Raw genomic sequence first — 21,601 nt, 5'->3', positions numbered from 1 at the left:
TCTCCCATTTACTTGTCGCTCTGCTCGTCGTACCACGCACGGAGTCGTGTTTCGGCGAGTTCGGCGCCAATCGGACCCTCGTCGAGGCGCACCTCGAGCAGGTAGCGGTAGGCGCGGCCCACGATGGGCCCGGGGGAAATTCCGAGGATCGCCATAATCTGCTCGCCGTCGAGCTCGGGTCGCACAGCTGCCAGCTCTTCGGCTTCGGCGAGCTCCGCGATGCGACGCTCGATGTCGTCGTACGCGTGGTCCAGGCGCTCAGCCTTACGCCGATTGCGTGTCGTGACATCGGCGCGGGTCAAAATGTGCAGGCGTTCGAGCTCTTCGCCCGCGTCTCGCACGTAGCGCCGCACGGCAGCGTCCGTCCACGGCTGATCGCTGTAGCCGAAGAATCGCAGGTGCAGCTCGATAAGCCGCGCGACGCGCTTCACCGTGTCGTTGTCAAAACGCAGCTCACGCAGCCGCTTCTTCGCGAGTTTCGCGCCCACGACGTCGTGGTGATGAAAAGTCACCCCGCCGCGCTCGAAACGACGCGTTGCAGGCTTCCCGATGTCGTGCAGCAGGGCAGCGATGCGCAACACGATGTCGGGGCCGGCCGCTGGTCCGCCTCGTTCGGTCTCGAGCGCGATCGCCTGCTGCAGCACGGTGAGGCTGTGTTCATACACGTCTTTGTGGCGCCCGTGGTCGTCTTGGGTGGCGATGAGTGCGGTCAGCTCTGGCAGGAAGCGCTCGGCGAGACCCGTCTCCACGAGCAGCCGGATGCCGGGCGCCGGGTCGCTCGCTGACAGCAGTTTGACGAACTCATCGCGAATCCGCTCGGCCGAGATGATGTCGAGCCGCTCTGCGAATTCGACCATCGACCCCTGCGTGTCAGGGGTCACTTCGAAGCCGAGCTGCGCAGAGAAGCGCGCAGCTCGCAACATGCGCAGCGGGTCGTCGGTGAACGAGGTCTCGGGGGCGCCCGGTGTGCGGATCTTGCCGGCGAGCAAGTCTTCAAAGCCGCCAGACACATCGACGAGTCGCAAATCCGGCAGCATCAGGGCGAGCGCGTTGATCGTGAAGTCTCGGCGCACGAGGTCGCCCTCAATCGTGTCGCCGAAGTTCACCTCGGGCTTGCGCGAGTCATCGCGGTAGATCTCGGCGCGATACGTCGTGATTTCGACGGTCTCGCCGTGCACCTTCGCGGCGATCGTGCCGAAGTCACGCCCCACATCCCACACGTTCGCCGACACCGAGTCGAGCACGGCACGGGTTTCGTCGGGGTGCGCCGATGTCGTGAAATCAAGATCGGTAACCGCGCGGCCGAGCAGTGCGTCGCGAACGGGGCCGCCGACGAGGGCAAATTCGTGGCCGCGATCGGCGAAAGCGGTGGCGAGGGTCGCGACCGGCGCTGATTCGGCGATGGCGCGCAGAGCGTCCATTGATGCAGCGAGGGAGGGCATCACACTAGGGTACCTGGGTCACCGCGCGGGCTCTGGTCCCTAGACTTGACGCCATGCACTTCGTACCCCGTCGATCCGCACGCGCGGTAGGGGCGTGGACGCTGTCGGGCGCCGTACTCCTTGGCGCGGTGTTCGGCGTCTCGGGGGCGGCAGCGGCCTACGCCGCACCCGGCATCGCGCCCGGCACCGGGCAGAGCGGATATGTAGCTGCGGAGACCTCGACCGGGGGAGTCGAGATCGTGGTCGCCCCACGCGAGCCGGTCATCGGCGCGGGTGATGACGACGTGCAATTCGGCTTGTTGATTCGGAACTCCGGCGCGGTGGGTGTCCCCGCGGGCACCGTCTCGCTCAGCATCGGTTCGCGGCCAATGTCTTCGGCTGACGATCTCGCGGCCGAGCTCCCCACCTCTGCGTCGCAGTTCGCCGATGCGAGTGTCGGCGCAATCGCGGCCGGGGAAGAGCAGACCGCGACCATTACCGTGCCGCGTGCCGACATCCCGCTCGGCGCAACCGCCGAGCCTGGCGCGTACCTCGTCGGTGCCACGCTCACATTTTCAGCGGAGGCTGCGCAGGGTTTCACCATGTTTGGCGCGGATGCCACGGACGGTACCGGCGACACCGCCGATGCGACGGCGACGACGCCATCGCCCGTATCGACGACCACGCCCGTCGTGTGGAAGGGCGCAGGATCGGCAACCGTGCCCGTCAGCGTCATCGTGCCATTTGTGCTGCCCTCCGATATCCGCACGCTCCCGACCCGTGACCAGCTCGCAGATCTCGCTCCGGGCTGGGACAAGCTGCTCACCGCGGCCGCCGCCCACGATGCGACGCTCGCAATCGATCCGCGCCTGATTTCGGGCATTCGCGCCTATGGCGACGAAGCCCCCCGAACCGCGCAACTACTGCTCGAGCGGCTCGAGTCATCGTCGCTGCCGTCGTTCCTGTTGCAATTTGCGGACGCGGATCCGTCCGCGCAGGCCGCGCTCGGCTTCACGACACTGCTCGAACCCACGAACCTCGATTTCATCAGTCGCTACGGGAGTTTTCCTGAGCCGACGGGTACCGATACCGGCACTAGCGCGGGCGCGGACGCGGGCGCCGGTGCTGAATCCGAGACCGCTACGGACGCGGGCGCCGACACCGCGGGGGAGACATCCCCGAACACGGCGCCGACGGAGCCAACGCAGCCTAAGACGCCAGCGGGGCCCGAGCATTCCGCCGCACTCCCCACACTGCAGGAACTGCTTGCCTGGCCGCGGGAAAGCGCCCCCACCGCGTGGCCAGCTGGAGGTCGCGCCGATCCCGAGACGATTGCGCTGCTCGACAGTGAGGGCATCGACTCGCTCGTGCTGAGTTCCGACGGCGTCAAGCTCCGTGGCGGCCCGCGCGCGAAGCTCGGGGACGATGCGGCAGTCATCACTGACGCGGGTCTCGACGCCGCCGCGCGTGCCGCTCTCGCCGCAGACTCAGAAACTGAACGCTCCGAGGGCGTCGCTCAGCTCGCTGCGGAGCTGGTGATTGACGCACAGCGCGGGTCGAAGGGAGTGGTGCTTGGCCTCGATCGGGCAGCCACGGGTGAGGCAGCCGATCCGGCCGCGTTGCTCGACCAGCTCGACCAGTTTTCGTGGGCCGAGTCGACCCCGGTTGCCGAGCAGCCCGCAGGATCAGCCGATCTGCGACCGTCCGGCACCTCCGAGACACGGCTCGAGCTGTTGCGCTCCGCGTCCAACCGTGAGAGTTCGGTCAATGAACTCGGCGCCGTGCTCGTGCACCCCGAGTACCTCAGCGGTTACCAGCGCACCCGCCTCCTCGAACTCTTCTCGACCCAGTACGCGGCTGATGATGCGGCCTTCGACAGGGTCGCCGCGACCTACCGTAAACGCGACGCCAAACTTCTTAGCGGCGTGCAGGCGATCAGCACCGAGCACATCCAGCTGGTCGGCAGCTCATCTCGTGTGCCGATCCAGTTGCGCAACTCCCTCCCGTTTGACGCCCTCGTCAAAGTCGAGGTTGCCCCGGCATCGGCAGCGCTCGCGGTCCCCGAACGCAGGTTCACCGACGTCGCTGTAGCTGCCGATGCGAACGAGCGGGTGCTCGTACCGGTGAGGAGCCGTGTCTCCTCCGGCGAATCCGGGCTGGTGATCAGCGTGCTCGCGGCCGACGGCGACCCCACAGTGTTCACCGGAACCCTATCGATCACCATTCGCAGCAGCTTCGAGGCGATCGCGTTCTGGGTGCTCGGCGGGCTCGCGGTCGTGCTGCTCGGCTTCGGCATCTGGCGCAGTGTGCGTCGCCGCCGCCGCTCGCAGCCCGACATCGAGGTCGAGGTAGCGACCGACGCTGAGGTCGCGGTATCTGACGACGACAGCGCCGCGCCGCACGACGAGGAAGCTGCGAAGTAGCTCCCGTTCAGGGCCGCTGGAATACTGCGCACCTAGGATGGGTTGTACCACCCGAGCGGTCAACACCGCGACGTCTAACCCCCAGGTGTGCAAGGAGCGTCATGCACCAGATCATCATCATCGGATCCGGCCCCGCCGGTTTCACCGCTGCGATTTACGCGGCTCGCGCTGGTCTCGAACCGGTGCTGTTTGCGAGCTCCGTTGGCATCGGCGGCGAGCTGATGAACACGACTGAGGTCGAGAATTTCCCCGGCTTCCCCGAAGGCGTGCAGGGCCCCGATCTCATGCAGAAGATGCAGGAGCAGGCAGAGAAATTTGGCACCGAGGTCGTCTACGACGACATCACCGAGGTCGACTTCTCAGGCGAGGTGAAACGCGTCACCGCCGGCGACGGCTCAGTGCACGAAGCACACACCGTGATCTACGCGACCGGCTCCGCCTATCGCAAGCTCGGTCTGAGCGACGAAGATCGTCTCTCCGGTCACGGTGTTTCGTGGTGCGCAACCTGCGACGGATTCTTCTTCCGCGAGAAGACGATCGCCGTGGTTGGCGGCGGCGACTCAGCGATGGAAGAGGCGACGTTCTTGACGCGATTCGCCGACAAGGTGTACGTAATCCATCGCCGGGAAGATCTGAAGGCGTCGAAGATCATGCAGCAGCGTGCCTTCGACAATCCAAAGATCGAGTTCGTCTGGAACTCAGAGGTCGCAGCCATTCACGGCGAGACCGAGATCACCGGGCTGACGCTGCGCGACACCGTTGACGGCACTGAGCGCGAACTTCCTATCGAGGGTCTGTTCATCGCTATCGGCAACGACCCGCGCACGCACCTGGTGCACGGCAAGCTCGATCTGACGACTGACGGCACCATCGCGGTCGACGGACGCAGCTCGCGCACCTCGGCCCCGGGCGTCTTCGCCGCCGGCGATGTCATCGACCCGTCGTACCGTCAAGCGATTACGGCCGCTGCCTCTGGCACGGTCGCGGCCCTCGACGCCGAGCACTTCCTCGCGGCGCGCGAGCAGGCCGAACACGTCGCCCTCGCCACCGTTTAACCGCAAGAATCTTCAGAAGGAGTCACCGTGTCACAAGCAATCACCGTCGACGAACAGAGCTTCGAGCAGGCCGTACTGCAGAGTGACGTTCCCGTACTCGTCGATTTCTGGGCCGCCTGGTGCGGACCGTGCCGCGCAGTTGCGCCCGTGCTCGATCAGATCGCCGCGGAGCACGAGGGCAAGATCATCATCGCGAAGCTGAACGTTGATGAGAACCCGAACCTCGCCGCGAAGTACCGCATTACGTCGATTCCGGCGATGAAGGTCTTCAAGGGTGGCGAAGAGGTGCGCGAGATTATCGGCGCCATGCCGAAGCCGATGATCGAGGAACACCTCAACGGCATCATCTAGTTCGTAACTGGGGGAGACCCCGCAGCGGTGGCCAGCGATCGTTTCAAGCGATCGCCGGCCACCTTTTTGCGTTGATCCCCGGCTATTGGCGCGCGCGACCCTCCGCGAGCGCCGCAAGGCGGTCGAGCGACCCTCTGAGCGCGTCGGCGTCGAAGGCTCGGGCGCGGTCGAAGCGTGCCTCGTCGGTGAGCCCTGTCCAGTCGTAGGTATGCCGGAGCAGCGCGGTGCCTTCACCCGTCGGCTCGACCTCCCAGCGCCAGAGATGGCCGGGCTGCGGCTCCCCGACGGGACTCGGCTTCCAGGCAATGCGCCGACCCTCGACAAATTCAACGACGTGGTTTTCACGGGTCTTGCCGCCGGTATTGTGCATCACGAACACGTCGCCGACCGCTGTTACGCGCTGGCCGGTGTCAGCGTCGTTGAGATTGTCGTTGCCATCCCACTCGGGCTGACGGGACGGGTCAGCAATCAGCTCGAACAGCGTGGCGGCATCGGCGGCGACTTCGCGCTCAACCGAAACGATTTTCTGGTCTTCGCTCATATCGCCAGTCAATCACACGTCATCGCGCGATCGCGAGGGGTGCGCCGAGAACGATGGCCTCAGGCGCCGAAGCCGGGGTCTCCCAGGTCGGTCAGGATGCGCTTCAAGTCGGCGATCGTCGCGAAGTCGATGACGATCTGGCCCTTCTTCGCTCCGAGCTTCACGGCAACGCGCGTATCAAACCGATCGCCGAGTCGCTCAGCGATCTCACCCAGCTGGGCCTGCACCCCCCCGGCGCGCGGCTTTGGCTTGTTGCGCTTGGGCTCCTCCGATGCGGCAGCTTCGGCCGCACGAACCGACAGGCCCTCATTGACCACCTTGTCGGCAAGGCGTTGCATGGCCTCCACATCGCCATCGAGCGACAGGATCGCGCGAGCGTGACCCGCCGTCAGTACACCGGCGGCAACGCGCGCCTGCACGGGTTCTGGCAGGCGAAGCAGACGAATGGTGTTCGACACCTGCGGGCGTGAGCGCCCAATGCGCTCGGCCAACCGCTCCTGCGTGATACCGAAGTCGGCGAGCAGCTGCTGGTATGCGGATGCCTCTTCGAGCGGGTTCAGCTGCGCGCGGTGCAGGTTCTCAAGCAGTGCGTCGCGCAACATGTGCTCGTCGGCCGTGCTGCGCACAATGGCGGGGATTGTCTCGAGGCCCGCGCGCTTCGACGCGCGGAGTCGGCGCTCACCCATGATGAGTTCGTAGCGGGCACCTTCGGCCGGCTCAGGCTCGATTGCGCGCACGACGATGGGCTGGAAGACACCGAACTCGCGCACGCTGTGCGTGAGCTCCTCAAGCGCGTCTTCGTCGAACTCGGTGCGCGGCTGCACGCGGTTCGGCACAACGTCGTCGACGTTCAGGCGGGTGAGCTTCGCTCCCGGTACCTCCTGCAGCGCGGGGCCGTCGCTTGCGTTCGACCGGGCACCTGCGACGTCATCATCCGATGCCGACGCGTCTGCCGCAGCAGCGCTGTTCGACGGGAAGAACACGTCCACCGGACGCTCTTCACCAGCCGGCGACTGCGGAATGAGCGCGCCGATCCCGCGCCCGAGACCGCCTCGTTTCTTGGTCGCCATGCGTTACGCCTTTCCGTCTTGCTGGGTGCCGGGCACTGCCGGCTCAATAATTCCGCGCTCTGCAATTTCGGCCGCCGCCTCAAGATAGGCGAGGGCGCCAATCGACGCGCCGTCGTAGGCGTGCACTGTTTGCCCGTAACTCGGCGCCTCTGAAATACGCACCGATCTCGGCACGATGGCGCTGAGTACCTGCTCGGGGAAGTGCGCCCGCACCTCGCCGGCAACCTCCTGCGCCAAATTCGTACGTGCGTCGTACATGGTCAACAGAATCGTCGAGATGCGCAGCTCGGGGTTGAGATGCTTCTGAATGAGTTGAATGTTGCCGAGCAGTTGGCTGAGCCCCTCGAGCGCGTAGTACTCGGTCTGAATCGGAATGAGCACCTCGTCAGCTGCGACAAAGGCATTCACGGTCAGCAGTCCGAGCGACGGCGGGCAGTCGATGAAGACGTAGTGAAACTTCCGCTCGGACTCCGCAAGGAACTTCTGGAGTGCCGTACGCAGGCGCTGCTCACGCGCCACGAGCGAGACAAGCTCGATCTCGGCGCCCGCGAGGTTGATCGTCGACGGCACGCACCACAGATTCTCATGGTCGGAGGTTGGCTGCAGCGCGTCTGGAATGTCGTCGTCACCAAGGAGCACGTCATAGATGCTCGTGATCTCTGGTCGATGCGGCACTCCGAGCGCAGTCGAGGCGTTGCCCTGCGGGTCCATGTCGATAACGAGTACTGTCGCCCCGCGTCGCGCCAGCGCAGCCGCGAGATTCACCGTCGTGGTGGTCTTGCCGACGCCACCCTTTTGGTTCGACACCGTGATGATTCGAGTCTCAGAAGGGAGCGGGGACACCGTCTCCGCGAGTTTGCGTCGTCGCCGAATCTTGTCGACGAGGTGGTCGCCGACGAGCGACTTCTCCGATTCAGCCATGTCTCACGATTTTAGCCCGAAAGACGCGCGTTGTTTCGGCGAGCAGTCCCTCTGCGAACAATTCCTGGCCCAGTTCTTCAACCGCGACCTCGCGCACCCGGTACTTGCGAAGCACCTTTTCAGCAGCGTCGATTTCTTGTTCGACGGCGGCACCCTTCAAGAACAGCATCTCGCCGCCGTCGCTCAGCAGGGGAGCGGTGAGCGGCACGAGCTTGCGCAGCGCCGTAACCGCGCGCGCCGTAACCTGGTCAACCTCAAACGCGTCGTGGAACTCTTCGGCGCGGCCGCGCCGCACCTCGGCATTGTCGAGTCCGAGCCGATCAATTTGCTCCTGCAGCCACGCGCAACGCCGCTCCATCGGCTCGATGAACAGAAAATGAGCATCGGGGCGCACGATCGCGAGCACGAGCCCGGGCATTCCGCCACCGGTACCGATGTCAGCCACACGAGCGCCAGACTCAATAAGCGGTGCAAGCACCGCACTGTTCAATAGATGCCGAGTCCACAGCCGCGGTGCCTCAAGCGGGCCGATCAGTCCAAGCTCTTCGCCGCGCGCTCCGAGGTCCGCCGCGAATGCGCGCAGTACGTCGATGCGGTCGCCAGCAAGCCGCGCAGCGGCAGCCGGCTCGCGTTCGATGACCTGCTCATCAGGCATGGGAGTCCCTCCGGAGTTTCACGTGAAACACGTGCGCGAGCTCAGCCCCGAGTGATGACGAGACGACGATCACGGCCTTCGCCGCGCGACTCAGAGTGGTACCCGCGCTCGGCGACGTCGTCGTGCACCAGCTTGCGCTCGTACGACGACATTGGTTCGAGTTCGACTGCGTCACGACCCGCAGCGATCTGGGCGACAGCTGCGTCGACCATGCGCTTGAGTTCGGTAGCGCGAGCATCGCGCGATCCTCCGACGTCGACGATAAGCCGCGAAAACCTGCCGGTCTTCGCCTGCACGGCGAGCCGCGTGAGATCCTGCAGGGCCTGCACTGCGTCGGCGCCCGCGAGGCGATCCAACTCGGCGTCGCCTCCGGTCACCGAAACGTACGCGCGGCCGTTCGCGACGTCGATGTCGATGTCGCCATCGAGATCGGCGATGTCGAGCAAACCCTCAATGTAGTCTGCCGCGAGATCACCGTCGGCCTCGAGCTCTTCCAGGCTCAGGTGCTCAACGGGCGCTTCGGTTGCTGTGCGATCATCGCTCACGATTACTTGCCCTTCTTCTTCGCACGCTTCGTGCTCATCGGCTGCTGACGCTGACCCTCGACCGGTGCGACGATCTCCTCGCCACGGGCCTGGGCACGCTTCTCGTCGTCGGTGAGCTTGCCCTTCGCCTTGAGCCGCTCCTGGCGCGCGCGCCACGCATCGCTGCCGGGGGTGGGCATGTTGCGGATCACGATGAACTGCTGACCCATCGTCCAGAGGTTCGACGTGAACCAGTACACATTGAGCGCGAGCGGGAAGGCCACGCCCGAGAACAAGAAGGCGAACGGGATGATGTAGAGCAGGATGCGCTGCTGGCGGTACATCGGCGAGTTCTTCGTCTCGTCAGAGACGTTCTTCGACATGATCTGCAGCTGCGTGAAGAACTGCGAACCGATCATCAGGATCACGTTGATGCCGAGCAGCACCACGACTACGGTGTTGCCCGATTCCCAGCCCTGGGTGAAGGTCATCTTCAGCGGAGCACCAAAGAGGCTCGCCGAGTTGAAGTTCTTCGTGAGCTCCTCGGTCATGAACCCGATGCCCGCGGTGTTGTCGGAGGCGTGACGCAGCACGTAGAACAGCGAGAAGAACACCGGCATCTGGATCAGGATTGGGAGGCACGACGAGAAGGGGTTAGTACCGTGCTTCTTGTACAGCGCCATAGTCTCGCGACTCATGGCCTCGCGCGAGTACTGATCCTTCTTGCCCTTGTACTTGTCCTGAATCTTCTTCATCTCAGGAGCGAGATCCATCATGCGGCGCTGCGACTTAATCTGACGCACCGTGACCGGAATCAAGGCGGAGCGCACCACGACCACGAGGCCGATGATCGAAAGCACCCAGGTGAGTCCGGCCTGGGGATCCAGACCGATCCATGTGAATGCCTGGTGCCAGACGGCGAGCACGAGCTCGACGAGCCAGCGCAGGGGCCACAGGATTGTTTCGAAGAAGTCCACCGGGTTAAGCCTTTCGCTCAATGGGGCGGACAAAGCCGCGGGAGTTGGTCACGAAGTGTGAGTGCTGGCTCGGCGGCACGTCATCGACGCCGCCGGCAGAAAAGGGATTGCAACGCAGCAATCGCCACGCCGTAAGTGCGGTCCCGACAACGAAACCACGGATTTGATACGCCTCAACAGCGTATCTGGAACACGATGGATAATACCTGCACACATCGCCATACAGCGGTGAGACGAATTTCCGGTACACATGCATGCAGGCGAGTGCCGCGTTCCGGGGAAGCAGCCACAGTTCTGACGCCGCTCGAATCATGACCTCGCCCCGTCTCGTGCGACCTCGCGTTCGACACGGTCGAGCGCTCTCGTGAGCTCCCGTTTCAGGTCGGAGTAGCTCGCATCGGCTACCGCCGGGAGCGCCCGGAATACGACGTCTACGCCGGCGATACCCGCATGAAGTCGCTGCTCGACGATCGCTTTCATGCGGCGTCGCACGCGATTTCTGGTGACGGCGTTACCCACTGCTTTCGAGATGATGAACCCGAAGCGTGCGTCTTCGCCCGGTGCACGCAAAACCGCGTGGGTGATGCACAATGCACCACCCACGCGGCGGCCGGCACGTACTGTCTGCCGGTAGTCCTCTCCCCGGGTAACTCGATTGCGCCGTGCAGGCATGATCGATCCCGGGGGAGTAAGACGATTACGCGGTGAGCTTCGTGCGGCCCTTGCCGCGACGAGCTGCAACGATGGCGCGGCCCGCGCGGGTACGCATACGGGCGCGGAAGCCGTGCACCTTGGCGCGGCGGCGGTTATTGGGCTGGAAGGTACGCTTGCTCATAGTAAGACTCCGTGACTTATGGAATAGATCCCTGTACCTCTGGGGTGACGGGGAAGTCGGATGTTGGTTACTCGTCGTGCACGTGCGCGCGGTCGCACGCCCGAAGTCACTTCGAGCACGCGATGACGCACTCGTCTCGACACGAGCCACCCATACAAGGTCTTCACTCTACGCCGTTGCAGCGATTCCGTCAAAGTTGTGCGGCTTCTCGCGGTCGAACGGGCATCGACTTGCCTGTGGACAAATCTGTGACTAACGTGGGCGCAAGCATTCCATACGGTCGCGCCTTCGGCGAAATTTCGCGAATTTGTGCCAGTCCCTCTGTGGATAAGCCTGGGTATAACGGGGGATTGTTCAATATCTGATACCAAACCGGGAGCGACGTGACAGAGGACGAACTGCAGGAAGTCTGGGAACGCGTCACACAATCGGTCATGAGTGACCCGGCCGTTGGCCCGGCCGTAGGCGCGCAACTCGCGCTGGCCCTCCCACGCGGCATTGCCGCCGGCACGCTCTACCTGGCCGTGCAGCTCGACTTCACGCTGAAGCTGCTCGAAAATCGCCTTCGCCCAGCGATCATGGCCGCGATCTCGCGTATTCCAGAGGCGCACGAGATTGACAACTTCATCGTGATCGTCGATGAAGACGCGCACCCCGATATTGATCCTGAACCCACGCCCGAAGCGACGCGGCAATCCGACGCGGCCCGTGACTTTGATAGCGGAGGATTCTCATCCTCTGGATCCGGCGTGGGATCAAATTCAGGCTCACGCTTTGATGCTCCGCGACACGAACCGCAGCGTCCGGTCGCTGAACCGCGTCGGCGACACGGTGCCGAAGACGCTCTCGAGAGTCGGCTCAATGAAAAGTATCGGTTCGACAGCTTCGTCATTGGCCAGTCCAACCGATTCGCGCACGCAGCTGCAGTCGCTGTCGCTGAGGCGCCGGCGCGCGCCTACAATCCGCTCTTTATCTACGGTGATTCCGGTCTGGGTAAAACTCACCTGCTCCACGCCATTGGACACTATGCTCGGGAACTTTTTCCTGACGTGCGCGTGCGCTACGTCAGTTCAGAGGATTTCACGAACGACTTCATCAACTCGATCGCGAATAACCAGGGCGCAGCGTTTCATGCGCGTTATCGCAGCGTAGATATCTTGCTGGTTGACGACATCCAATTCCTCGAAGACAAGGTCGAGACCCAGGAAGCCTTCTTCCACACCTTCAACACGCTTCACGACCACAACAAGCAGGTGGTCATCACGAGCGACGTGCAGCCAAAGCAGTTGCGCGGATTTGAGGAGCGCATGCTGTCCCGTTTCGAGTGGGGCCTGCTCACGGATATTCAGGTTCCCGACCTCGAAACGCGCATCGCGATTCTTCGCAAGAAAGCGGAACGTGAAAATCTCGAGGTCGATTACAGCATCCTCGAATACATCGCGAGCAAGTTCTCCTCGAACATTCGCGAGCTTGAGGGAACTCTGATTCGAGTGACGGCGTACGCCAGTCTGAATCAGCAGCGCATCGACATGCAGCTGGTGCAGACGGTCCTCAAGGATCTAATCACCCTCGATGCGGATAACGAGGTGCAGCCGTCCGACATCATCAGCAAGACGGCGGAGTACTTTGACCTCTCGGTTGACGATCTGTACGGGCCGACACGCGCACAGCAGATCGCAACGTCAAGACAGATTGCGATGTATCTCTGTCGCGAACTCACACCGCTCTCGTTGCCGAAGATCGGGCAACTCTTCGGCGGTCGCGATCACACCACTGTGATGTATGCACACAAGAAGATTTCGCAGTTGATTGCTGAGCGGCGTTCAATTTACAACCAGGTGACCGAGCTCACTACTCGCATCAAGCAGGGTTCTCGCTAGGCAAGTTATCCACAGGAATTCATCCACATGTGGAAAGTTGGGGACAACTCACCAAAATGTGTGCATGAATTCGCCTGGCCTGTGAGTGGTGCGACGTCACCCCAGGGTCGCAGGATTCCGCGGTTCACCATCTATCCACCCCGGTTCCACAAGTCACATTCGTGTAGTTCTTTGACTGCGATTGGAATCCATCGAGTTATCCACAGTTTCCACAGCCGTTAACACTGTTAACACTTATCTCTCTTTTCATGGGCACTCGATCACGCACTCCGCTTCGAGGTGTGACAACTCTTCGGAAGCCAAGCCAGCGCTGATCGGATGCCGACGTCACGCGAGTATGCAAAGATTGTCAGGCCGAAGAGAATGACGCGACCCAGAACGCGTGCGAAGGGAAGCCCGATGCGATTTACCGTCAATCGTGACGTATTCAGCGACGCCGTGTCATTCGCCGTGAAGTTGCTTCCCCCTCGCCCGACGCAGCCGCTGTTGAGCGGTGCCTTGATCGAAGCTGATGGCGATCAGCTCACCGTCTCGTCATTCGATTACGAAGTCTCCGCGCGTACGTCGATTACCGCTGTCGTCGCCGAGGGTGGTCGTGCGCTTGTGTCTGGTCGGCTGCTCGGCGAAATTGCGCAGCGTTTGCCGCACTCCGACGTTGAGGTTTCTCTGCTCGAAAGCCGCGTCGAGGTGCGTTGTGGTTCTGCATCGTTCAGTCTCCCGGCTATGCCGGTTGAGGAGTACCCGCAGGTGCCGCGCATCGATTCTGTTTCGGGTTCCGTCCCCGCTGACGTGTTCTCTGATGCGATCGCTCAGGTGTCGCTTGCGGCGTCAAAGGATGACGTCACCCCGGTCATCACGGGTGTGCAGTTCGAAATCAGCGAAAACTCGCTCACGCTCACTGCAACCGACCGCTACCGCGTGGCGACCCGCAGCATCGACTGGGAACACCGCGATTCAGGGGAGGCGCTGAATGCGCTTGTGCCCTCGAAGATCGTCACCGAAGTCGGCAAGACATTTTCCGGTGTCGGTGAAGTGCAGGTCAGCATCGTGAAAGACGCTGACCGCGAGCTGATCGCGTTCACCGGTGGCACGAAGACCGTGACATCGCTGTTGATCAAGGGGAATTACCCTCCCGTGGGTCGCTTGTTCCCTGAGAATGTCGATAATTACGCTGTCATCAGCACTTCTGAGTTGGTCGAAGCGGTTGGGCGTGTGGGATTGGTGCTTGAGCGCGAGGCCGCGCTTCGGTTCTCGTTTGCGGAGGGCACGGTGACGCTCGAGGCCGCCGGTACCGAATCCGCGCAAGCGGTCGAGACCGTCGATGCACACCTCGTTGGCGATGAGATGGTCGTTTCGCTGAAGCCCCAGTTCTTGCTTGACGGACTGCGCTCGACGCATTCTGAGTTCGCGCGCATCGGCTTTACTCGTACTGACAACCCGGGCAAGCCGGGGCCCGTGCTGATTACCAGTCAGCGCAGCAAAGATGACGCGGACGAGAAGAGCTTCCGCTACCTGCTGCAACCAAACTTGCTGCTGCGCTAGGACCGAGATGCGGGTCACGCATCTTTCACTCGGCGACTTTCGTAACTACGGCGCTGCAGAGCTGCCCCTGGCAGTGGGACCGAATCTATTGATTGGTCGCAACGGGCAGGGCAAAACGAACCTCGTTGAAGCGATCGCTTACTTCGCGACACTCAGGTCTCACCGGGTCACCGGCGACGCGGCGCTCATTCGGTCGGGTCACGAGTCCGCTGTCGCGCGCATGCGGGTGCGCGCGGGGGAGCGTGAAGTTCTTCTTGACCTTCAGATCAATCAGGGGCGAGCCAATAAGGCGCAGGTAAATCGAAATTCGGTGCGTCCTCGCGAACTCACGCGTTGGTTCTCAGCGGTAGCGTTTGCCCCGGAGGATCTCATTATCGTTCGTGGAGAGCCCTCAGGACGTCGGCGCTTTCTCGACGACGCGCTTCTGGCACGCCATCCGATCGCTTCAGGGGCCCTCACTGACTATGAACGAGTAGTCCGGCAGCGCACATCATTGCTGAAATCGGCGCGCGCAAGGGGGAGCGCTGCACTGTCGACACTGTCGGTATGGGATGACCAACTCGTCGAATACGGGGTTCAGATCATGCTCGCGCGACGCGAGCTGGTCAGGGATCTCAGTGGTCCACTCCAGGACCGATACCGATCCCTCGTGGGATCTGACCATTCGCCGGCGTTGTCGATGAGTGAGAGCGTGGCCGACGCGATCGATGCTGCTCATGTTTCACGTGAAACCTTCGACACTCATGCAGCGGCGTCTGTTTCACGTGAAACATTGGCTACTCAGTTCCGGAAGGCGCTGAGCGCGGTACAGTCGAGAGAATTTGAACGAGGCGTGACTCTTGTAGGCCCGCATCGCGATGATTTGTTGCTGTCCTTGAATCACCTGCCTGTGAAGGGGTACGCAAGCCATGGGGAATCATGGTCGTTCGCACTGTCATTGAAGCTCGCGCTGGCTGAGTTGCTTCGCAGTGAATCGACCGCTGGCGATCCGGTGATTATCTTGGATGATGTGTTTGCGGAGTTGGATGCCTCGCGTCGCGCGAGTCTCATGGCCGCGGTGAGCGACTATGAGCAGGTAATCGTGACAGCAGCGGTGGAGGGGGATGTGCCGAACGATGTCGAATGGAATCGAATGCGCATCTCAGCTGGCACCGTGACGCCGATGACAGGAGCGAGTGACGAGTCAGCGGACACTTCGGAGCGTGCAGAGTGACGGAGCGTGCAGAGTGACGGAGCTGGCACAGGGAGGGTTCGCGACGGACTCATATCTACGCGCGAAGTCGGTGTGGCGAGGTGTACCTCAGCGCCGACGCGCGCGTAGAGAACGCGGAGAAAGCCCTGGTGGCAGCCCTTTTGGCTTCGGACGGGACCCCCGCGCTCTCGCTGATGTGATCCTCACGGTTGCTACCGACATGGGGTGGAGCGTCGAGCTCGAACAGGCGCGTGTGATCGGAGAGTGGGCGGAGTTTGCGGGTGAAGCAACCGCAGAGCACACCACTGTTATTGGTATCAGTCACGGGGTATTGCAGATCCAGTGTGACTCGACGACGTGGGCGACTGAGCTGCGTCGACTGCGCGGGGAGTTGCTCACGCGATTATTGAAGGACTATCCAGATTCCGAGATTAGGGACCTGCGATTCTTGGCTCCCGGCGCCCCGAGTTGGCGACACGGCCTTCGATCCGTGCCGGGTCGTGGCCCCCGTGATACGTACGGTTGACGATCAGTCACTCGGCCGCTGCGCGCACTCGCTTGAAACTGTGTGGGGACGATCCCGGTTAAATAATGCTCTTCACAGGCCCGTGATGCCCCGTTCAGCGGACGATCCTTGGTAAGCTGGGGTGCGGAAGTATGCAGGGTTCAATCGCGCCCTGAGACGCCCAGATAAGGATCATTCAACGTATGAGTTCAGAGCAGGCCACCGCCGAAGAAGAATACGGTGCCGGAGCGATCCAGGTACTTGAAGGCCTCGAGGCGGTACGTAAGCGACCTGGCATGTACATCGGGTCGACCGGGCCTCGTGGACTGCACCACCTCGTGTACGAAATTGTAGACAACTCCGTTGATGAGTCGCTCGCGGGTTTCTGCGACCTGATCGACATTACTATTCTTCCCGACGGCGGTGTTCGAGTTATCGACAACGGCCGCGGCATTCCCGTTGATGAGCATCCAACCGAGGGTCGTTCGACGGTTGAGGTGGTGTTGACAGTGCTGCACGCCGGCGGCAAGTTCGGTGGCGGTGGGTACGCCGTGTCGGGTGGTTTGCACGGCGTGGGTTCGTCGGTCGTCAACGCGCTGTCGAGCCGCTTCGAGGTCACAGTGAAGCGTCAAGGTTTCACGTGGAACATGTCGTTCACGGGCAGCGTGCCCAACGCGCCACTCGCACAGGGCGAGGCGACCGAAGAGACCGGCACGACGATTACGTTCTGGCCGAGCGAAGATATCTTCGAGACCGTCGATTTCGACTATCAGACTCTGCGCACGCGGTTCCAGCAGATGGCGTTTCTGAATAAGGGCCTTCGCATCGTGCTGACTGACCTGCGTGAGCAGGAGCCGATCGAGAACGCTGATGGAGAGCTCGTGGCACCGCCGGCTCCCCACGATGAGTTCATGTACGAACGCGGCATTCAAGATTACGTGCAGCACATCAACTCCACGAAGCGTGCTGAAGTCGTCAACGAAGAGATTATTTCGTTTGAGTCCGAGGACACGGATCGGCAGATCGCTGCGGAAATTGCGATGCAGTGGACCACCTCTTACACGGAGAGCGTGCACACGTATGCAAATACGATCAACACGCATGAGGGTGGTACTCACGAAGAGGGCTTCCGTGCCGCGCTGACGACTTTGGTGAACCGTTACGCGCGTGAGAAGAACATTCTCCGTGAGAAGGACGATAATCTCTCCGGCGACGATGTCCGTGAGGGGCTGACCGCCGTTATCTCTGTGAAGCTGGGGGAGCCCCAGTTCGAGGGTCAGACTAAGACCAAGCTTGGCAATACCGAGGCTAAGGCGTTCGTGCAAAAGGTCGTGGGTGACCAGCTCGGCGATTGGTTCGAACGTAATCCAGGCCCGGCCAAGGACATCATTCGGAAGTCGATTCAGGCAGCGACTGCGCGCCTTGCAGCGCGTAAAGCCCGTGAAACAGCTCGTCGAAAAGGGCTGCTCGAATCGGGCGGTATGCCCGGCAAGCTCTCGGATTGCACGAGCAAGGATCCCACGATCTCAGAGATTTTCATTGTGGAGGGCGACTCCGCGGGCGGATCCGCCAAGACCGGTAGAAATCCCTTCACTCAGGCGATCCTGCCACTGCGTGGAAAGATCCTCAATGTTGAGAAGGCCCGCCTTGACCGCGCGCTCAACAACGCAGAGGTGCAGGCAATGATTACAGCGTTCGGCGCCGGCATCGGCGAAGAATTCACGCCCGACAAGGCGCGCTACCACAAGATCGTGCTGATGGCCGATGCTGACGTCGACGGCCAACACATCACCACGCTGCTGCTCACGCTGCTCTTCCGCTACATGCGCCCGCTCATTGATCTGGGGTACGTGTATCTTGCTCAACCGCCGCTGTACCGCATCAAGTGGACCAACGCTGAAGATGAGTACGTGTATAGCGACGCTGAGCGCGACGTACGACTCGCAGCCGGTGCCGAGAACGGCCGTCGCCTCATGAAAGAAAGCGGCGTGCAGCGATACAAGGGTCTTGGCGAGATGAACCACGAAGAACTGTGGGAGACCACGATGAACCCCGAGACCCGCACGCTGTTGCAGGTCACCATGGACGATGCGGCGACCGCGGACGAGATCTTCTCAACCCTGATGGGCGAAGATGTCGAAGCGCGCCGCAGCTTTATTCAGCAGAACGCGAAGGACGTGCGGTTCCTTGACATCTGAAAACGATACCCCCGAGATCGAGACCGAAGCCGGCGTCACGTCGGATCAGGAGGTCGCCGTCCACGGACGTATCGACCAGGTAGACCTGCAACTCGAAATGCAGCGGTCGTACCTCGATTACGCCATGAGTGTGATCGTTGGCCGCGCGTTGCCCGACGTGCGTGACGGTCTCAAGCCCGTGCATCGCCGTGTCATTTACACGATGTACGACGGTGGTTACCGACCCGATAAGGCATTCTCGAAGTGCACGCGCATCATCGGCGACGTCATGGGACAGTTCCACCCGCACGGCGATACGGCCGTGTATGACTCGCTGGTGCGCCTGGTACAGCCGTGGACCCTGCGCTACCCGCTCGCGCTGGGACAGGGCAACTTTGGTTCACCGGGTAACGATGGTGCTGCTGCCCACCGTTATACCGAGACGAAGATGTCGCCACTCGCCATGGAAATGGTGCGTGACATCGACGAAGACACTGTCGATTTCCAGGACAACTACGACGGCCGCACGCAAGAGCCCCGGGTGCTCACTGCCCGCTTCCCCAACCTGCTCGTCAACGGTTCGGTGGGCATCGCGGTCGGTATGGCAACGAACATCCCGCCCCACAACCTCCGGGAGGTCTCTGAGGCGGCAATTTGGCACCTCGAGCACCCAGAAGCAACGCGTGAAGAGCTGCTTGATGCACTCATGGAGCGCGTGCAGGGGCCTGACTTCCCGACGGGTGCTCAGATCTTGGGCACCAAGGGCATTCGCGAGGCGTACCGCACCGGTCGCGGCTCAGTCACCATGCGCGCAGTGGTCAACATTGAAGAGCTGCAGGGACGCACCTGCCTCGTCATTACCGAGCTGCCATACCAAGTGAACCCTGACAACCTTGCGGTGAAGATCGCGGATCTCGTGAAAGAGAACAAGGTTCAGGGCATCGCCGACATCCGCGATGAGTCGAGCGGCCGTACCGGTCAGCGTCTCGTCGTTGTGCTTAAGCGCGATGCGATCGCCAAGGTCGTGCTGAACAACCTGTACAAGCACACCCAGCTGCAAGAGAACTTCGGCGCGAACATGCTGGCCATCGTTGACGGCGTGCCGCGTACGCTCGCGCTCGACGGCTTCATCACGGCGTGGGCGAAGCACCAGATCGAAGTGATCGTGCGGCGCACGGCGTACCGACTGCGTAAGGCCGAGGCCGAGGCACACATTCAGCGCGGCTATCTGAAAGCGCTTGACGCGCTCGACGAGGTCATCGCGCTGATCCGGCGCTCGCCGACCGTTGAAGAGGCGCGTACCGGCCTGATGTCGTTGCTCGACGTCGATCAAATCCAGGCAGACGCGATCCTCGGCTTGCAGTTGCGTCGCCTTGCGGCCCTCGAGCGTCAGAAGATCTTGGAACTCGCGGCCAAACTCGAGGCGCAGATCGCCGAATACGAAGCGATCCTCGCCTCGCCCTCTGAGCAGCGCAGCATCGTAGTTTCCGAGCTCGGCGAGATTGTCTCGAAGTTCGGAGATGATCGCCGCACGGCAATTCTGCACGGTTACGACGGTGACATGTCGATGGAAGACCTGATTCCTGAGGAGGAGATGGTCGTTACGGTGACGCGCGGCGGGTACGTCAAGCGAACTCGCATCGACAACTATCGTTCGCAGCATCGCGGCGGCAAGGGAGTGAAGGGTGCGCAACTGCGCGCCGACGACATCGTCGAGCACTTCTTTGTTACCACAACGCACCACTGGTTGCTGTTCTTCACGAACACTGGCCGCGTGTATCGCGCGAAAACATATGAGATTCCAGAGGCGGGCCGCGATTCGAAGGGTCAGCACCTCGCCAACCTGTTGGCGCTCGCACCCGACGAGGTCGTCACGCAGATTCTTGACGTGCGTGACTTCGCCGCGGCTGGTTACCTGGTGCTCGCGACGCGTGACGGTCTGGTGAAGAAGACCGCGCTGACGGAGTACGACACGAACCGTACTGGCGGCATCATCGCGATCAAGCTGCGCGAGGGCGACGAGCTCGTTTCGGCACTCATCGCCGAGTCGACAGATGATGTGCTGATGGTTTCTCGGCACGGGATGTCGGTTCGCTTTACCGCATCTGATCAGGCACTTCGCCCGATGGGTCGTTCTACGAGCGGTGTTCGCGGCATGAACTTCCGAGACGGCGACGCGCTCCTGGGAGCGTCGCGAATCAACGAGACCGGTGGCTACGTGTTTGTGGTGACCGAGGGCGGATATGCGAAGCGCACGGCCGTCGACGAGTACCGCGTGCAGCAGCGCGGCGGCTACGGCATCAAGGTCGCGAAGCTCGACGAGAACCGTGGCGTGCTTATCGGATCACTCATTGTCGACGAGACCGACGAAGTACTCGCGGTGCTCGCCAGCGGTAAGGTGGTGCGTTCGAGCGTTGCAGAGGTGCCGGCCAAGGGCCGCAACACGATGGGCGTCGTCTTTGCACGATTCCCAGAGCGGGACCGTATTATTGGCATCGCGCGCAATTCGGAGCGTGGGCTCGACGACGAGGAGTCCGAGGCCCCCGGGCCCGAGAACGCGGAAAATGAGGAATCCCTGAATGAGTAACACTGTCGCCGACAAGCTGGCCAAGAAGACCCGTAAGAAGGCGCCGGCGAAGCAGGTTCGCCTGAAGCTCGTGTACGTGGACTTCTGGTCCGCGGTGAAGTTTTCGTTCCTCGTAGCGATTTGCTTCGCGATCGTGAGCGTCGTCGCCACGATCCTGATTTACACGGTGCTGCTGCAGACCGGCGTCTTCGCGCAGGTCGACCAGCTCTTTATGGACATCGTGGGCGAAGACAACAGCCTCATGAAGATCATCGGCTTCCCGCAGGTGCTCGGCTTCTCGGTCGTAGTCGGGATCCTGAACATTATCGTGGGTACCGCGCTCGGCGCGGTCAGCTCGCTGGTCTACAACCTACTCGTGCGCGTCCTCGGCGGGTTCCAGCTCGGTTTCACCAGCAACTAGCGCATCATCTGGTCAGTCGCTCCCCATTTCCGCGGAGCGACTGGCCAGAACTGCCTCGCACCACGCCCGGTATCCAGGGTCGATTTCAGAATTGACTAGGATTCGGGTAGAGTCATTTCTTGGTCGAGGGGCTATAGCTCAGTTGGTTAGAGCGCTTCACTGATAATGAAGAGGTCCCAGGTTCAAATCCTGGTAGCCCCACCACAACCGCACGAAGGCCCCGCCAGTTTGGCGGGGCCTTCGTTGTTGTGTGGGGGAGCGGCATCCGCCACGCCCTGCGCGGCCCGCTTTTGCACATCGGGCAACGAGTCTGTAAAGTAGATCAAGTTGTTCCGGTCTCTGGCCAGAACAGTGAGCGGAACTTTTCGAAGTCCACTCGGGTCCTTAACTCAGTTGGTAGAGTGCCTGCTTTGCAAGCAGGATGTCGGGAGTTCGATTCTCCCAGGATCCACCACAAGCCCCTGGTTTACGCGAGAGATCGCAGCGACCGGGGGCTTTCTTGATCCCAGACCTCGGCGGCTGACGCGAATCGACGGTGATGAAGC

General features: G+C 62.0%; 20 protein-coding genes and 2 tRNA genes. 12 read left to right on the top strand and 10 right to left on the bottom strand.

Going from position 1 to position 21,601, the window contains the following annotated elements; genetic code table 11:
* Positions 1–8 precede the first annotated feature (8 nt).
* Positions 9–1,442 carry a CCA tRNA nucleotidyltransferase gene (locus ACFWHR_RS01090; protein WP_382446421.1) on the bottom strand — a complete coding sequence of 478 codons (1,434 nt, stop codon included), beginning with the start codon at positions 1,440–1,442 and terminating at the stop codon, positions 9–11.
* A gap of 53 nt (positions 1,443–1,495) precedes the next feature.
* Here ACFWHR_RS01090 and ACFWHR_RS01085 point away from each other — a divergent pair, with 53 nt between their 5' ends.
* From ACFWHR_RS01085 to trxA, 3 genes are all read left to right on the top strand, one after another.
* Positions 1,496–3,844, top strand: a complete 2,349-nt coding sequence (locus ACFWHR_RS01085; protein ID WP_382446420.1) for a DUF6049 family protein — start codon at positions 1,496–1,498, stop codon at positions 3,842–3,844.
* A gap of 101 nt (positions 3,845–3,945) precedes the next feature.
* Positions 3,946–4,899, top strand: a complete 954-nt coding sequence (gene trxB, locus ACFWHR_RS01080) for a thioredoxin-disulfide reductase (RefSeq protein WP_382446419.1) — start codon at positions 3,946–3,948, stop codon at positions 4,897–4,899.
* A 27-nt stretch (positions 4,900–4,926) separates the two neighbouring features.
* Complete coding sequence (gene trxA / locus ACFWHR_RS01075; RefSeq protein ID WP_382446418.1) at positions 4,927–5,250, top strand: thioredoxin; 324 nt, start codon at positions 4,927–4,929, stop codon at positions 5,248–5,250.
* Positions 5,251–5,332: 82 nt separating this feature from the next.
* On the opposite strand, the gene ACFWHR_RS01070 is transcribed toward trxA, so the two are convergent.
* From ACFWHR_RS01070 to rpmH, 9 genes are read right to left on the bottom strand one after another with little or no spacing between them, the layout of a single operon-like run.
* Positions 5,333–5,791, bottom strand: a complete 459-nt coding sequence (locus ACFWHR_RS01070; RefSeq protein WP_382446417.1) for an SRPBCC family protein — start codon at positions 5,789–5,791, stop codon at positions 5,333–5,335.
* Positions 5,792–5,850: 59 nt separating this feature from the next.
* Entirely contained in the window at positions 5,851–6,861 is a 1,011-nt protein-coding gene (locus ACFWHR_RS01065) for a ParB/RepB/Spo0J family partition protein (protein WP_382446416.1), read from the bottom strand.
* 3 nt (positions 6,862–6,864) lie between these two features.
* Entirely contained in the window at positions 6,865–7,782 is a 918-nt protein-coding gene (locus tag ACFWHR_RS01060; protein WP_382446415.1) for a ParA family protein, read from the bottom strand.
* Complete coding sequence (gene rsmG / locus ACFWHR_RS01055; protein WP_382446414.1) at positions 7,775–8,437, bottom strand: 16S rRNA (guanine(527)-N(7))-methyltransferase RsmG; 663 nt, start codon at positions 8,435–8,437, stop codon at positions 7,775–7,777. The genes ACFWHR_RS01060 and rsmG overlap by 8 nt, the downstream gene beginning before the upstream one ends.
* Positions 8,438–8,478: 41 nt before the next feature.
* Complete coding sequence (locus ACFWHR_RS01050) at positions 8,479–8,985, bottom strand: protein jag (protein ID WP_382447737.1); 507 nt, start codon at positions 8,983–8,985, stop codon at positions 8,479–8,481.
* Positions 8,985–9,938, bottom strand: a complete 954-nt coding sequence (yidC, locus tag ACFWHR_RS01045) for a membrane protein insertase YidC (RefSeq protein ID WP_382446413.1) — start codon at positions 9,936–9,938, stop codon at positions 8,985–8,987. Before yidC ends, ACFWHR_RS01050 begins: the two co-directional genes overlap by 1 nt.
* Positions 9,939–9,942: 4 nt before the next feature.
* Positions 9,943–10,251 (bottom strand): membrane protein insertion efficiency factor YidD, encoded by a 309-nt coding sequence (gene yidD / locus ACFWHR_RS01040; protein ID WP_382446412.1) that lies wholly within the window; start codon positions 10,249–10,251, stop codon positions 9,943–9,945.
* Positions 10,248–10,610 carry a ribonuclease P protein component gene (rnpA, locus tag ACFWHR_RS01035; RefSeq protein ID WP_382446411.1) on the bottom strand — a complete coding sequence of 121 codons (363 nt, stop codon included), beginning with the start codon at positions 10,608–10,610 and terminating at the stop codon, positions 10,248–10,250. The genes yidD and rnpA overlap by 4 nt, the downstream gene beginning before the upstream one ends.
* Before the next feature lie 25 nt (positions 10,611–10,635).
* Positions 10,636–10,773, bottom strand: a complete 138-nt coding sequence (rpmH, locus tag ACFWHR_RS01030) for a 50S ribosomal protein L34 (protein WP_382446410.1) — start codon at positions 10,771–10,773, stop codon at positions 10,636–10,638.
* Between the two features lie 434 nt (positions 10,774–11,207).
* Here rpmH and dnaA point away from each other — a divergent pair, with 434 nt between their 5' ends.
* The 9 genes from dnaA to ACFWHR_RS00985 all read left to right on the top strand — a co-directional run bounded on the left by dnaA (position 11,208) and on the right by ACFWHR_RS00985 (position 21,510).
* Positions 11,208–12,653 (top strand): chromosomal replication initiator protein DnaA, encoded by a 1,446-nt coding sequence (dnaA, locus tag ACFWHR_RS01025; RefSeq protein ID WP_382447736.1) that lies wholly within the window; start codon positions 11,208–11,210, stop codon positions 12,651–12,653.
* Between the two features lie 399 nt (positions 12,654–13,052).
* Complete coding sequence (gene dnaN / locus ACFWHR_RS01020; protein ID WP_382446409.1) at positions 13,053–14,195, top strand: DNA polymerase III subunit beta; 1,143 nt, start codon at positions 13,053–13,055, stop codon at positions 14,193–14,195.
* Positions 14,196–14,202: 7 nt separating this feature from the next.
* A complete protein-coding gene (gene recF, locus ACFWHR_RS01015; RefSeq protein WP_382446408.1) occupies positions 14,203–15,408 on the top strand; it encodes a DNA replication/repair protein RecF in 1,206 nt (401 codons plus the stop codon).
* Positions 15,371–15,913: a DUF721 domain-containing protein gene (locus ACFWHR_RS01010; RefSeq protein WP_382446407.1), complete on the top strand. Its 543-nt coding sequence runs from the start codon at positions 15,371–15,373 to the stop codon at positions 15,911–15,913. The genes recF and ACFWHR_RS01010 overlap by 38 nt, the downstream gene beginning before the upstream one ends.
* Before the next feature lie 182 nt (positions 15,914–16,095).
* Positions 16,096–18,090, top strand: a complete 1,995-nt coding sequence (gene gyrB, locus ACFWHR_RS01005) for a DNA topoisomerase (ATP-hydrolyzing) subunit B (RefSeq protein WP_382446406.1) — start codon at positions 16,096–16,098, stop codon at positions 18,088–18,090.
* The gene (gene gyrA / locus ACFWHR_RS01000; protein ID WP_382446405.1) at positions 18,080–20,656 is read left to right on the top strand and encodes a DNA gyrase subunit A; all 2,577 of its coding nucleotides are present in this window, start codon (positions 18,080–18,082) and stop codon (positions 20,654–20,656) included. The genes gyrB and gyrA overlap by 11 nt, the downstream gene beginning before the upstream one ends.
* Positions 20,649–21,056, top strand: a complete 408-nt coding sequence (locus ACFWHR_RS00995; protein ID WP_382446404.1) for a DUF3566 domain-containing protein — start codon at positions 20,649–20,651, stop codon at positions 21,054–21,056. Before gyrA ends, ACFWHR_RS00995 begins: the two co-directional genes overlap by 8 nt.
* A gap of 127 nt (positions 21,057–21,183) precedes the next feature.
* Positions 21,184–21,260, top strand: a tRNA-Ile gene (locus tag ACFWHR_RS00990).
* A 174-nt stretch (positions 21,261–21,434) separates the two neighbouring features.
* Positions 21,435–21,510: transfer RNA gene (locus ACFWHR_RS00985), tRNA-Ala, on the top strand.
* Positions 21,511–21,601: the final 91 nt, after the last annotated feature.

Source organism: Leucobacter sp. NPDC058333 (assembly GCF_042726155.1).
Classification (GTDB): domain Bacteria; phylum Actinomycetota; class Actinomycetes; order Actinomycetales; family Microbacteriaceae; genus Leucobacter.
The sequence above is the reverse complement of the archived record's forward strand: the minus strand, read 5'-3'. Positions and strand labels throughout refer to the sequence as shown.